Annotated in this window: 7 protein-coding genes and 1 tRNA gene; 5 read left to right on the forward strand and 3 right to left on the reverse strand. The window is 57.8% G+C overall.

What is annotated here, in order from left to right:
- The first annotated feature begins 48 nt into the window (after positions 1-48).
- The 4 genes from glyQ to FE848_RS04650 all read left to right on the forward strand — a co-directional run bounded on the left by glyQ (position 49) and on the right by FE848_RS04650 (position 3,814).
- Positions 49-1,056: a glycine--tRNA ligase subunit alpha gene (glyQ, locus tag FE848_RS04635; RefSeq protein WP_200201691.1), complete on the forward strand. Its 1,008-nt coding sequence runs from the start codon at positions 49-51 to the stop codon at positions 1,054-1,056.
- Positions 1,057-1,058: 2 nt separating this feature from the next.
- The gene (gene glyS, locus FE848_RS04640; RefSeq protein ID WP_200201575.1) at positions 1,059-3,140 is read left to right on the forward strand and encodes a glycine--tRNA ligase subunit beta; all 2,082 of its coding nucleotides are present in this window, start codon (positions 1,059-1,061) and stop codon (positions 3,138-3,140) included.
- 3 nt (positions 3,141-3,143) lie between these two features.
- On the forward strand, positions 3,144-3,713 hold the full coding sequence (gene gmhB / locus FE848_RS04645; protein WP_200201576.1) for a D-glycero-beta-D-manno-heptose 1,7-bisphosphate 7-phosphatase: 570 nt from the start codon (positions 3,144-3,146) through the stop codon (positions 3,711-3,713).
- Positions 3,714-3,737: 24 nt separating this feature from the next.
- Positions 3,738-3,814 (forward strand) — tRNA-Pro (locus tag FE848_RS04650).
- A gap of 73 nt (positions 3,815-3,887) precedes the next feature.
- Here FE848_RS04650 and FE848_RS04655 read toward each other — a convergent pair.
- The 3 genes from FE848_RS04655 to FE848_RS04665 are packed head-to-tail and all read right to left on the reverse strand — an operon-like array spanning position 3,888 to position 10,013.
- On the reverse strand, positions 3,888-4,970 hold the full coding sequence (locus tag FE848_RS04655; RefSeq protein WP_200201577.1) for a hypothetical protein: 1,083 nt from the start codon (positions 4,968-4,970) through the stop codon (positions 3,888-3,890).
- A gap of 19 nt (positions 4,971-4,989) precedes the next feature.
- Positions 4,990-6,087, reverse strand: coding sequence for a hypothetical protein (locus tag FE848_RS04660; protein WP_200201578.1), 1,098 nt, complete (start codon positions 6,085-6,087; stop codon positions 4,990-4,992).
- On the reverse strand, positions 6,084-10,013 hold the full coding sequence (locus FE848_RS04665) for an ABC transporter permease (protein ID WP_200201579.1): 3,930 nt from the start codon (positions 10,011-10,013) through the stop codon (positions 6,084-6,086). Before FE848_RS04665 ends, FE848_RS04660 begins: the two co-directional genes overlap by 4 nt.
- Positions 10,014-10,160: 147 nt before the next feature.
- Here FE848_RS04665 and hsdR point away from each other — a divergent pair, with 147 nt between their 5' ends.
- A complete protein-coding gene (hsdR, locus tag FE848_RS04670) occupies positions 10,161-13,688 on the forward strand; it encodes a type I restriction-modification system endonuclease (protein WP_320159500.1) in 3,528 nt (1,175 codons plus the stop codon).
- The last annotated feature ends 2 nt before the right edge of the window (positions 13,689-13,690 follow it).

Raw genomic sequence — 13,690 nt, forward strand, 5'->3', positions numbered from 1 at the left:
AATCAGCAGGCATACGTTGTGACAGAGCAGGCGAAAAACAAGGCAACGATCAGCACCACTCCAGACATCAAGACGTTTCAGGGCTTGATTCTGGCGCTGCAGAACTTCTGGGCGCAGCATGGCTGCGTAGTACTTCAGCCCCTGGATATGGAAGTGGGCGCAGGAACCTTTCACCCGGCTACCTTCTTGCGGGCCATTGGGCCAGAAACCTGGAATGCGGCGTATGTGCAGCCAAGTCGCCGCCCCACAGACGGCCGCTATGGCGAAAACCCCAACCGTCTGCAGCACTACTACCAGTTTCAGGTAGTGCTCAAGCCTTCTCCAGACAACATTCAGGAACTGTACCTTGATTCGCTGCGCGCTCTGGGGCTCGATCCGCTGGTTCACGACATCCGTTTTGTAGAGGACAACTGGGAATCGCCTACGCTGGGCGCCTGGGGTCTGGGCTGGGAAATCTGGCTGAATGGTATGGAAGTCACCCAGTTTACCTATTTCCAGCAGGTGGGTGGCCTGGAATGCTATCCGGTTACCGGCGAGCTCACTTACGGTCTTGAGCGCATTGCCATGTATCTGCAGGGCGTAGACAGTGTTTATGACCTGGTGTGGACCGAAGGCCCGGACGGTGTGGTCACATACGGCGACGTGTTCCACCAGCAGGAAGTGGAAATGTCCACTTACAACTTTGAACACGCAGACGTCGAGTTTCTGTTCCAGAGCTTTGATGTTCACGAGCGCGAAAGTGCACGGCTGATTGAAGCTGGTCTGGCGCTGCCTGCCTACGAGCAGGTTTTGAAAGCATCTCATACATTCAACCTGCTGGATGCCCGCCACGCTATCTCAGTCACCGAGCGTCAGCGCTTCATCCTGCGCGTGCGCACTCTGGCCCGCGCCGTGGCCCAGGCGTACTTCGACAGCCGCCGCAAGCTCGGCTTTCCGCTAGCCCCGGAAGCCTTACGCCAGGAAGTATTGGCTATTGCCGATGCAGCCGATAACAAGGCCAACGGCAAGAAGGGTAAAAAAGCGAAGCAGGCACCACAGGCAGAGGGAAAGGCATAATCATGGCAAAGCAGGATTTTCTGGTCGAACTGGGCGTTGAAGAACTGCCCTCGAAATCACTCAAGCCACTGTCTGATGCATTCACTCAGGGTATTATCCAGGGCCTGGAGGCTGCCGGCATCGAATTCGGTAAGGTAGAAGCCTTTGCCACGCCCCGCCGCATGGCCGTGCGCATTCGCGATCTTTCTGATGCACAGCCCGACAAGCCGGTTGAAAAGCGCGGCCCGGCGGTAACAGCTGCGTTCGATGATTCCGGTAACCCCACTCGCGCACTCACCGGCTTTGCCACATCTCTGGGCGTAACTCCGGATCAGCTCGACACTCTGGAAACCGATAAAGGAGCTTGGCTGGTCTATCGCGCCGTAGAGAAGGGCAGGCCAACCGTCGATCTTATGTCCGGGCTGGTTGAGCAATCGCTGGCGTCCCTGCCTATTCCCAAGCGCATGCGCTGGGGTGCTCACCGCACAGAGTTTGTGCGTCCTGTTCATTGGCTGGTGATGCTGTACGGCAACAAGGTTATTGACACGCCTATCATGGAACTGACGCCCGGCAACAAAACCCTGGGCCACCGCTTCCATTGTCCGAAAGCGCTGATTATTCCAACGCCGGCAGACTACGAAATTGTCCTTGAGCAGGAAGGCTACGTGATTGCTGATTTCGCCAAACGCCGGGAAATGATCCGTGCTGGCGTCAGCGCCCTTGCCGAAGCTGAGGCGGGTGGCAAAGTGGTGATCAATGAAGATCTTCTGGATGAAGTTACCGGCCTGAACGAATGGCCTGTGCCGCTTATGGGCCGGTTTGACCAGCGCTTCCTGGAAGTTCCTGCGGAAGCCCTGATTTCCTCCATGGAAGAGCACCAGAAATACTTCCACGTAGTCGACAACAATGGCGACATGCTGCCCCTGTTTATTACCGTCGCCAACATTGAGAGCAAAGATCCCTCTCAGGTTGTCTCCGGTAACGAAAAAGTGATTCGTCCGCGCCTCGCCGACGCCGCCTTCTTCTACGAAAACGACCGGAAAATCCGCCTGGAAGATCGTGTAGAGCGGCTCAAACCGATTGTTTTCCAGGACAAGCTTGGCAGCATTTATGACAAATCCGTTCGGGTAGCTGCTCTGGCGAGTAAGATCGCTGCAGCAATTGGCAGTGACCCGGCTCTGGCCGAGCGCGCCGCCATGCTGGCGAAGACCGACCTGGTAACCGAGATGGTACTGGAGTTCAGCGATCTTCAGGGCATCATGGGTCAGTACTACGCAGCCGACGACGGCGAGCCGGCCGATGTGGCAAAAGCGATGAACGAGCAGTACATGCCGCGCTTTGCCAAAGACAGCCTGCCCACCACGCTCACCAGTTGCGCCCTTGCCATTGCTGATCGCCTGGATTCATTGGTAGGCCTGTTCGGCATTGGCCAGCCACCTTCCGGTACCCGTGATCCCTTCGCCCTGCGTCGCGCCTCTTTGGGCGTACTGCGCATCATCATTGAGCGGGAACTGCCTCTGGATCTGCAAACCTGCTGTGAATGGGCAGAAGAGAACTTCACCGGGTTGACCGAAGAAAATACCGCCGCCAACGTTGTTGATTACATGCTGGAACGGTTCCGGGCCTATTACGATGAGCGCGGCATTGGCGCCGAGGTATTCCTCGCCGTGCACGCACGTCGTCCCACGCGCCCGCTGGATTTCGACCGCCGGGTAAAAGCTGTGGAGGCCTTCCGTCAGATGCCAGAAGCTCTGGCACTTGCCGGGGCGAACAAGCGGGTTTCCAACATTCTGTCCAAGCAGGGTGGTGAAAGCGTTGGTGAGACCGTCAACAACAGCCTGTTGCAAGACGCCGCCGAAAAAACCCTGGCAGACCAGCTGAATCATCAAGCCGAAAAGGTGCTCCCGCTATTTGAGAAAGGCGACTACGCCGGTGCGTTGCAATCCCTTGCATGCCTGCATGATCCGGTAGACAGCTTCTTCAGCGAAGTGATGGTCATGGCAGACGACGCCGCCGTACGGGACAACCGCCTTGCGCTGCTGAACCGCCTGCACAACCTGTTCTTGCGGGTGGCTGATATCTCACTGCTCCCTGCTGCTGGCTGACCCATGCTAATCATCCTCGACCGGGACGGGGTCATCAATGAATACGATGGCAGCTACATCTGCACGGTAGATGACTGGCACCCGATTCCCGGTAGTATTGAAGCGATGGCACGGCTTTGCAAAGCTGGCCATCGCATTGCCATAGCCACCAACCAGTCGGGCATAGCCCGGGGTTTCTACGGCACAGACATACTGGATGGGATGCACGAAAAAATGTCGCGGCTACTGGCAGCCGAGGGCGGCCAGGTCGAATTCATCGCCTACTGCCCGCATCATCCTGATGATGGCTGCAGTTGTCGAAAACCCCTTACCGGGTTACTGGAGCAGATCCAGAATCACCTGCAACTGGACACCCTCGAAGGCGCCATTATGGTAGGAGACAGCCGCAAGGATCTGGAAGCAGGCGCTGCCGAAAACTGCCAGCCTGTACTGGTTCGAACCGGCAATGGAAAAGACACAAAACGCAGTCTGAAAGACCGGGCGATTCCCGGCGCAAGCGTTGCAATATATGACAACCTGAGTGCATTTGCGGATGCCCTGTTGTCTGGCTCAGGGCTAGAATTAGTCAATTGAATCCGTATAATACCGGCGGTTGATCGGCGTGTGGCGCAGCTTGGTAGCGCACTTCGTTCGGGACGAAGGGGTCGCAGGTTCGAATCCTGCCACGCCGACCATTTTCCCGCTTTGTTTTTCTCTCGTCTGTTCTTCTTAATGCAGCAAAGCTAGCATTGCATCGCCCGCTCTGATTTATGCTGACCGCGTCGTCTTAGTCCTATGCCTAGGTAAGTAGGTCCAACTATTCCTCATGATATCCAGCCGCCCCGGAGTGTTCAGCCGCAGCACCTGAAGCGCCATCTCGTCGTTTTTCTGTTTCCAGGTGTCGTTGTCCATGTCCCGCCAGTAACGGGGCGGGCGATTGGTTCGTCGGTCGTGTTCGGCGGTAACCGGGTCATTGGCGCGATGCTCTTCCCACAGGGGAATGTCCGGCAGTGGCCGGCTGGTGTCCATGAAGTTCTGGAACAGGTCCCACAGGGCGTAGCATTCCTCGGGATTGGTTTTGCCGATCAGGGTGCCGATGGGGATCAGGATGTTGCGATACCGGTGAGCCAGGTACAGAGTGTGCACCACCCCGCCGCCGTGGATCAATTCGTTGGAGGTGTAGGCATCGAACTCGTAGAACGGCGCGGTTTCTTCTTCCGGCTGGCCGGTTTTACCCCAGGTGCCTTTTTTATCGTAGTGAAACACCGTCACCAGGCCGGTGCGGCGATTGAGTTCCCACAGCGGGCCCTTGTCCGGCTTGATAAGCTGCCGGGGGAAGAGTTTGAACAGGGCTGTGGGGATGAGGTTGCAGGCGATTAAGGGCCCTAAGAACGTTGCTAGTATTGGGAGAAATGCAAGAAGAGTCGCCCCGAACGGCTCACTCTTTGGCCGAATATGGAGATGGCCTGCGAACCCTAAGGCGATTGGGAACATCATAAAGGCAATGATGATGGGGTTGCCAAACGCACTGAAAAACAAAAGGGTGCGTGTTCTTAGTGCTGCTGTCGCATGGCGATAGCATTCATGGTCAATGCGCTGATGGCTCTGCAGGTCTCCAAACGGGGTTGGGTTTTTCTCGAATTTCCGGATCATTTCGGGACGGTTTCGCCGTCGAATGATCTGTGGTGCGACATCCTCTGTGTGCCCCCAGGGCAGCTTCCGGTCGGTTTTTTGGTTAAACCAGGGCAAGGCCGGGTTGGCACCCGGTGCCGGACGCTTTTGCTGGGGAAGCTGTTCGGAATTGTAGGCTTTCGGGCCGTAGTATCCCGATGCAGGTTTATCCGTTGTCATCCCGTGGTTCCCAAAACGTTCACTCAGTGGCCTGCCGTGAGGCAAGGGGCTTCCGGGGCCTGGGCCTCGGTGAGTAGGTCCAACTGTTCCGCATAATATCCAGCCGCCCCGGGGTGTTCAGCCGCAGCACCTGAAGCGCCATCTCGTCGTTTTTCTGTTTCCAGGTATCGTTATCCATGTCCCGCCAGTAACGGGGCGGTCGGTTTGTTTTTTGATCGTATTCCACCGTCACCGGATCGTTGGGGCGATGCTCTTCCCAGAGGGGAATGTCCGGCAGGGGCCGACTGGTGTCCATGAAGTTCTGGAACATGTCCCAAAGGGCGTAGCATTCCTCGGGGTTGGTTTTGCCGATCAGGGTGCCGATGGGGATCAGGATGTTGCGGCACCGGTGGACCAGATACAGGGTGTGCACCACCCCGCCGCCGTGAATCAGTTCGTTGGAGGTGTAGGCGTCGAATTCGTAAAAAGGGGCGGTTTCTTCCTCCGGCTGGCCGGTTTTGCCCCAGGCGCCTTTTTTATCGTAGTGAAACACCGTCGCCAGGCCAGTGCGACGATTGAGTTCCCACAACGGGCCCTTGTCCGGCTTGATGAGCTGCCGGGGGAAGAGTTTGAACAGGGCGGTGGGGATGAGGTTGCAGGCGATAAGGGGCCCGACAAAAATGGCCAGAATTGGGATAAAAGCAATCAGCATCTGGCCAAAGGTTTCGTCTGGTGGGCTAAGTCTCCAGTGGGAGAAAAAGCCAATTGTTACCGGCAGCATCATAAAGGCGATGACGAAGGGGTTACCGAAGGCATTGAAAAACAGAAGAATACGGGTCCTCAGTGCCGCCGTCGCATGCCGATAGCATTCATGGTCAATGCGCTGATGAGTCTGCAGATCTCCGAACGGCAGTGGGTTTTTCTCGAACTTCCGGAGAATTTCGGGACGATTTCGCCGCCTAATGATTTGCGGCACGACATCTTCTGTGTGACCCCAGGGCAGTTTCCGGTCAGCTTTTTGGTTAAACCAGGGTTGTGCCGGATTAGCGCCCGGTGCCGGGCGCTTTTGCTGGGGGAGATGTCCGGAATCATAGGCCTTCGGGCCGTAGTATCCCGATGCAGGTTTATCCGTTGTCATCCCGTGGCTCCCGGGTTGCTGAATTCGTTGATCCAGAAAAGCTGCTTGTTGTCACTGAAGTCCGGTTCCGTATGTTCATTATCTTTGGCGTCGAAAATAGTTGAATCCTTGGGTGGCGGTGCCGGAAAAGCGAGTTCCCGGATGCCGGTTTCCAAACGGATTTGGGCTTTTGGCTGCCAGGAGTAGCGCGCATTGTGAGTGCTGAGTGGTATGCGAAGAAATTTGGTCGTTTCCGTATGGGGAGAGGGTGTCCTGACAATGTATTCGTAGCCATCCGGCGTGGCGCTCTCCCGGAGAATATAGCTTTGCATTTCGGTGTCTGGAACCTGCTGAGGGGCCAATGGAACCGAGTGGTTGCTGTCCTGCTTAACTCGGTGGCGGAGCAGTTGAAGCTTGAACGTCATTTGTTGTTCCGTGAAGCCGGTCAAGCCCGGTAAATTCGTTTCCAGGCGGATGAGGTGTGTTGACTGGGCAAGATCATGATTGTCCAACCCCTGGCGTTTCAGTGCTACGCGGGTGATTTCGGGAATCGGAGATAGGGTTACCCGTACCTGAGAGAGCAAGTAGACCAGTCGGTACCAGGCTTCCAGAGCATTGTTGTCGCCTTGCAGGTGAGGCAGTCCGCCATGTTCACCGAAAGGGCCGTTTTTGAGCCAGTTCTCTATGGGTTCATCTTCGTAGAGTGCCACAAGTACCGCACCACCAAGGATCAGGCATAGGCCTGCCCACCCCAGAGGTCCCATGCCGAGTAGGGTGAGTTGGGCGGGTACCATTGCCGAGAGTGTTGTCACCACACCACCTACAGTAACGACGCCGTGACCGAGAGCTGCCTGATCGCCAGTGTTTATGGCGTAGATGGTGTCAGACAGGCTGACGCCTGTAAGGGCGAGACCTCCGATGCCACCAAGCAGCATTTTTACGGTCAACGCTTTTGCGCCGAAGAATTTCGCGATAGCTGTAGCGGCCTGATGTTCGAATTCGTAACTCAGAACAGCGGATATTTTTCTTTTGACGGCTTCATTAGCAAACCGCTCTGAAAGCAGAATCAATGCTAACCCAGCACCATATAAAGAGCTAATTGTTCCCGAGATCGCTCTCAGGCGCCCACGCTCCCTCGCAATCCGGTCTTCGTTACTTAGGGCATTCGCCACATTAACCGCCTCAATAGCCAACACCGCCAACGGCAGTGCCGGCGTATTCAGCACCCGGTGCAACCGGCTTCGCTCGGCAGCGTTGAGGTCCACCCGGTGGGCTTTGGCTTCGCCCTCCAGCTTGCGAATCTCCGCGTTGATATCCCGAATCCGGCCACCGGTCTGTTTCAGTTCGTCGACCACCTGATTGTACCGGCTCTGGGCCGCCTGCAACTTCGCCCTGAGTTCTTCATGGTTGCCATTGGCTTCGGCCAGGGCCCGGCGTGCCAGGGTCAGGTTATTCTCGGCTCGGGTGAGTGCCTGGATAGCCTGGGTGGTGGGCTTGTCCCGGCTCAGTACCCAAACCAGTGCCTTGCCTGCGGCGGGCGTTTCCGGGTTATAGCGTGCGCCGTCTGGCCCCAGATCTTCCAGGCCTAGTATGTATTTGCCCTGGGCAATGGCGTCGCTCAATGTCATTTGCCGCAAATCCGGCAGCATTTCAGGCATGGCCCGGCGTATGCCTTCCATCGGGTTCGCCATGGCGGCAATGCGCTGGGCCATCAGGCGCTGCTGGATAGTCTGCCGGGTGTGGGCGTGTTGCTGTTCCAACCGCGCACTGGCGTCATCGAAGTCTTTGAGGGCTTTGGCGGCGGCCTGTTCTTTCCTGAATGCTTGGTCGCTGTTGCGCTTCATCCATTCCCGGCTGGCCGCGTCGTGTTCGGCTTTCAGGGCTGCGCGGCGCTGGGCCAGGCGGGTTTGTTCGTCGGTCAGGTTCTGAAGTTGTCGGTCGTTGTTCTCCAGCGCGGCCATGGCGGAGCGGATGGACTGGTGTAATTCACTGTGCGAGCTGTCCAATGCCTTCATGCCGGAGTTCATGCCCGCGAGCATCAGAGTGGTCAGTGCGCCGCTTTGAATGTCATCAGCTAAACGCAGTCCTTCCACCGTCAGTATTTCGCTCAAATCCTCCGGCAAATCCAGCTTTTCCAGGGCGGCGAGGGCGGCGCCCCGGAATACACCGGTGCCATCGTTGGGTTCGGGTGTTTCCGGGGGCTGGTAAGGTTCGGTTTGGCTGTCTAGTGTGGTTTGCGGCCACAACATGCGGGCGAGAGAGACTTCCTCTCGCGAGGCACTGGCGGCGGCCTGTTCGGTACACAGCGACCTTACCCAGGCCTTGCCGTCGCTGTCCGGGCTGGGCTGGCTGTGTTCCGGGTCCAGTGGGTCCTGCTTGCAGGCGGGCTCCAGGGTGTCGCTGATAAAATGCCCGGCGCAACGGAAGGCAGCAGCGTAGTCAAAACCCTCGGTGCTGAACAGGTCCGCCAGGGCTTGTTGATAGGGCTGGCGTTTCAGGCATTGCAGCAGTTCGGCCTGGGCCAGTGTCAGGTATTCTTGCCCCAGGGTGCGCTCTTCGGTCATCAGTACCCGACGAATTTTTTGCCGGCCACTGGAGGGCAGCGCCAGACTGTATTTGGCCAGCGGGTTCTTCTGGCGACCGATCCGGCCCGGCAGGATGATCTGGTTTACCAGGAGGGCGTTTTCCAGTTGCGGATTTTTACGGGCTTTCTCGGCACACAGTGCCAGCAGATGGTGAGCCGTATTGATGCGTGCCTGTTGGTGCCGCATCTCGTAAAAATGATCTTCAACTCGCAGGCCGCAAACGCCCCGGTTTCTCAAATCCTCAAGGGCGTCTGTCTGGCAATCGCTGGTTCGCCACTCATCGTAGCTGAATGGCCGCTTCGCTGGGGTTTCGCTAGCGCGGTCCAGATCTTTTTGAATCGCAATGCCGAGCGCGGCCGGCTCGGGGTGTTGGAAGGGGGCCAGGGGCTCGGTGCGCTCACCGGCATTCCACTCTTCATAAAGGCTAGCCGCCATATCCAGTGCTTTGCCGGCGTAGGTTCCGGTGGTATCGGCCAGGTACTCCCAGGGCCGCTCAAATTGCCATTCTTTGGCTGGCGCTCTGGGTCTTTGTGCGTCAACTTTGTCTAACCGGAATACGGTTCGTTTAGCGGCATCGGGCCAGCGGGCAAAGCCCATCTGGGGTTGGTCGGCGGGGTACAGGTCCCGGAACTGGCTGCACCGGTAATGTCGAAGCCCGGAATCGCTCTGCAGGCAATTCAGCCGCGCTGCAGAGAGGGGAGATTCGCTGAAGGCGGCTTCAAGGGACTGGTCCTGGCCGTCAAGGCGCACGGGTACCCATACATCGGCCAGCGGTTTACCCACGGCGGGGCGACGGTCTTCGGTAAATTGGCCGTCTTCCGTGCGATGGTCCGCGAGCCTTACGTCGCGGAATTGCGGCTGTTTACCTTCCCAGGTGATTTGCAGCTCTCGCCAGAGCATGCCGTTGCGGAACAGATACAGAAACCCGGGGCGGGCGAGAGCCGGCCAGGTCAGGTGTTTGCCTTCGTGATTCATTCCCCGTACCCAAGCCATGGGCACGGTTGGCATCAGGATATTGGCGGTGGTTTCGGACTGGATGCTTTCGGGCGCCGGGGCATCTGTGAGCGGAAGGTGAATCGGCGCACCGGATTCTGCATCCACTTCCAGCACCGCACGGCTGGCGGGCTGGTTGCGCCAGGGCCAGATGTGCAGGACGGATTCCGCGTTGCTGACCTCGCGCAGATAACTTTTCTGGATACCATCCGGCAGGCGCCGTGCAACCCCGGGGAACGGAGCTTCTGCCGCCTGAAAAACCACCGGGCGTTGCCCCTGGCAGTGGTTGTTGCCAAGCACTGCAATAATGAAATCACAGAAGGTGCAGGGAGGGCCGTCTGAAAGGCGGCTGTGGGCCAGGTTGCTCATATTGACGTTCCTTATCAATGGCTGAGAGAAGCTTCTTGCTTCAATAGGCACGGATTGTAGCGAGCCCGACGGTTGCTGTCACACCAGCTGCCATATAGTTGATAAGTCTGCTAATGTTCTCCCGTGCAACTGTCGCGGAGGGATACAGTGAACAAGGCAGCGGAATTCAAGTCCGGCAATTTTATGTTTTTATCAGACCACGACGCCCTGTTCGTGGAACTGGCTGAATCAGCCGAGCGTGCCTTCTCCAGCGACCCCAACACCACCCTGATCAAACTGCGCCAGCTTGGCGAAGCCCTGGCCCAGCATCTGGCCACGCTTTCAGGCATCGAGTTCGACGAACAAACCAGCCAGTCCGAACTGCTGTACCGCCTGAACCGGGAATTGCGGCTGGAACCGCAGATCAAAGAGCTGTTCCACATCCTGCGCATTGAAGGTAACAAGGCCACTCACCAGTTCCGCACCCAACATAAAGAGGCCATGGACGGCCTGAAAGTAGCAAGGGCACTGGCTATCTGGTTTCACCGCTCCTTTGGAAAAACCGGCACCCACTTCAAGCCCGGCCCCTTTGTACCGCCAGCCGACCCCAGCACCCAGCTGCGCCAACTTCAGAGCGACATTGAAAAGCTCCGCCATGAGCTTCAGCAAACCAATATCGAGTTGGACAGTAGCCAGCAGCTCAGCCAGCTAATCGAGAAAGAGAAGGCCGAATACGAAGCCCTGGCCTTCGCCATGGATGAAGAATCCCGCGCGTTGATGGAGCAGGCGCAACAGCACGAACAGGCTTTAACTGAACAACAGCACGCCTACGAAGAGAAAATCCGGGCTCTGCAAAAGCTGCTAACAGAGCAGGGTGAGCAGAGCATTAACCAGCAACGTCAGCAGGTGGCCAAACAGACCAAAGCCGCCACTGACACACTGGTGCTGAGCGAAGAACTCACCCGCATACTGATCGACCAGCAGCTTGTCGATGCCGGTTGGGAGGCAGACAGCCAGGAAATCACCTATCAAAAAGGCGCTCGCCCCGAAAAGGGCAGCTACCGCGCCATTGCCGAATGGCCCACCAATCGTAACGGCGAAAAGGGCCGTGCCGATTACGTGCTGTTTGCTGGCCTAACGCCCATTGCCGTGGTTGAAGCCAAGAAAGAAAACACCAACGTCGCCGGCAAGATTCGACAGGCCGAGCGCTACAGTAAGGGCTTCAAGCTAGAGGCCCCGTTAGTCGGCGCCTGGGAACTGATGGGCCGAACCATTGCCTGGCCGGCCGATGAAAGTGGCCATTTCCACGTGCCCTTTGTGTACTCCTGCAATGGTCGACCTTACGTGCCGCAATTACTGGAACAATCCGGTACCTGGTTCCGGGATGTGCGGGAGCCAAGCAACACACGCCGCGCCCTGCAACAGTTTCACACCCCCGGCGGCTTGCTGAACCTGCTTGAGCGAGACCAGGAAAACGCCGAGAAACTTCTCAAAAACGAACCCTTCGGCTACCTCAAACTGCGGGACTACCAACAAAAAGCCATAGTCGCCACCGAGAATGCCCTGGCTCGCGGTGTTCGCACGGCACTGCTGGCCATGGCCACCGGCACGGGTAAAACCCGTACCATCATCGGCCTGATGTACCGGTTCCTGAAAGCCGAGCGCTTCCACCGCATCCTGTTTTTGGTGGACCGTACAGCGCTGGGGCAGCAAGCCATCGACGCCTTCAACGAAGCACCACTGGAGCAGAACCACACCCTCAGCAAGATCTACAACGTGGCCGAGCTGGGCGACATGGCCGCCGAAGCGGAAACCCGCATTCAGGTGGCCACCGTGCAGGCCATGGTGAAACGCATCTTCATGAGCGACAACCCGCCGCCCATCGACCAGTTCGACTGCATCATCATCGACGAAGCCCACCGGGGCTACACCCTGGACCAGGAAATGACCGAAGGCGAACTTGCCCTGCGGGACACCAGCCAGTACCTGTCCAGCTACCGCCGCGTGCTGGATTACTTCGATGCGGTGAAAATCGGCCTCACCGCCACCCCGGCCAAGCACACCAGCGAAATCTTCGGCAAGCCCGTGTACACCTACTCCTACCGGGAAGCCGTGGCGGATGACTGGCTGATCGACCACGAACCACCCATTCGCTACGAAACCCTGCTCAGCCAGAATGGCATTACCTTCGAGAAGGGCAAGCCGGTCGAAGTCATCAACACCCGGACCGGCGAAGTGGACACCACCGAACTGGAAGACGAACTCAGCTTCGAAGTGGACGCCTTCAACCGGCGGGTAATCAACGAGAACTTCAACCGGGTGATCTGTGAACAGCTGGTGCAAGAGCTGGACCCGTTCGGCGACGAGAAAACCATGATTTTCTGTGCCACCGACCTGCACGCGGACATGGTCAAACGCCTGCTGGACGATGCCTTCAAGGATCTCTACAACGGCCGCTACAACGAAGCCGCCGTGGCCAAGATCACCGGCCAGAGCGACAAGGTGGACCAGCTTATCCGCCGCTACAAGAACGAACGTTACCCCAACATCGCCATCACCGTGGACCTGCTGACCACCGGCATCGACGTGCCGCGTATCTGCAACCTGGTATTCATGCGCCGGATACGCTCACGCATTCTTTACGAACAGATGATCGGCCGCGCCACCCGCCGCTGCGACGAGATCGGCAAGACCGTGTTCCGCATCTACGACCCGGTAGACATCTACGCCGCGCTGCAGGATGTAAACACCATGAAGCCCCTGGTGAAAGACCCCAACATCACCCTGGAACAACTGGTAAGCGAACTCACCGACGACGAACAGCTGGAAAAAGCCCTCAACAGCCCTGGCGAGTTACCGGACGAAAGCCAGGCCGACGTGGTGCTGAGCCAGCTCAGCCAGAAACTCATGCGGGTACTGCGCAAAGCTGACAACAAAGCCGAAAACCGCCCGAAACTGAGGCAGAAACTGGACGAACTGCAGCAGAGCTGGGGCGTGGAACCCAAATCCCTGCATACCCACCTGCATCAGCTCGGCCCGCGCCAGGCCTCGGAATTCCTCAAGCAGCACAGTAGCCTGATTTATCAACTAGCAGAGGTGAAACATCTGGTTGGCAGCGAGTCCATGCCGCTGATCTCCGACCACGATGATGAGCTACGTTACCGAGGCCAGAACTACGGCCAGTACGACAAGCCCGAAGATTACCTGGACGAATTCAATCGATTCATCAAAGACCAACTCAACCAATCCGCCGCGCTGGCCGTGGTGGTCAACAAACCCCGGGACCTCACCCGGGAACAGCTACGGGAAGTGAAGCTGCTGCTGGATAACCACGGCTACTCCGAAGCCCGCCTGCAAAGCGCCGTGCGCAACCAGACCAACAAAGACATCGCCGCCAGCATCATCGGCTACATCCGCCGCGCCGCCCTGGGCGAGCCGCTGATTCCGTTCGAACAGCGGGTAGCGGAAGCCATGGACCGAATCTACACCCAGCACAGCTGGACCCCAAACCAGCGCAAATGGCTGGAGCGCCTGGCCAAGCAGCTGGTGCACGAAGTCATCATCGACCGGGAGTTTGTGAACCATCGCTTTGCCGATGATGGCGGCGCGAAGCAGATGGACAAGGTACTGGGAGAGCAGCTGGATACGGTGCTGGAGGAATTGAATGAGGCGATGTGGCCGGAGCGGAGCGCGTAGCC

Source organism: Marinobacter sp. 1-3A (genome assembly GCF_016597775.1).
In the GTDB taxonomy this organism is placed as follows: domain Bacteria; phylum Pseudomonadota; class Gammaproteobacteria; order Pseudomonadales; family Oleiphilaceae; genus Marinobacter; species Marinobacter xiaoshiensis.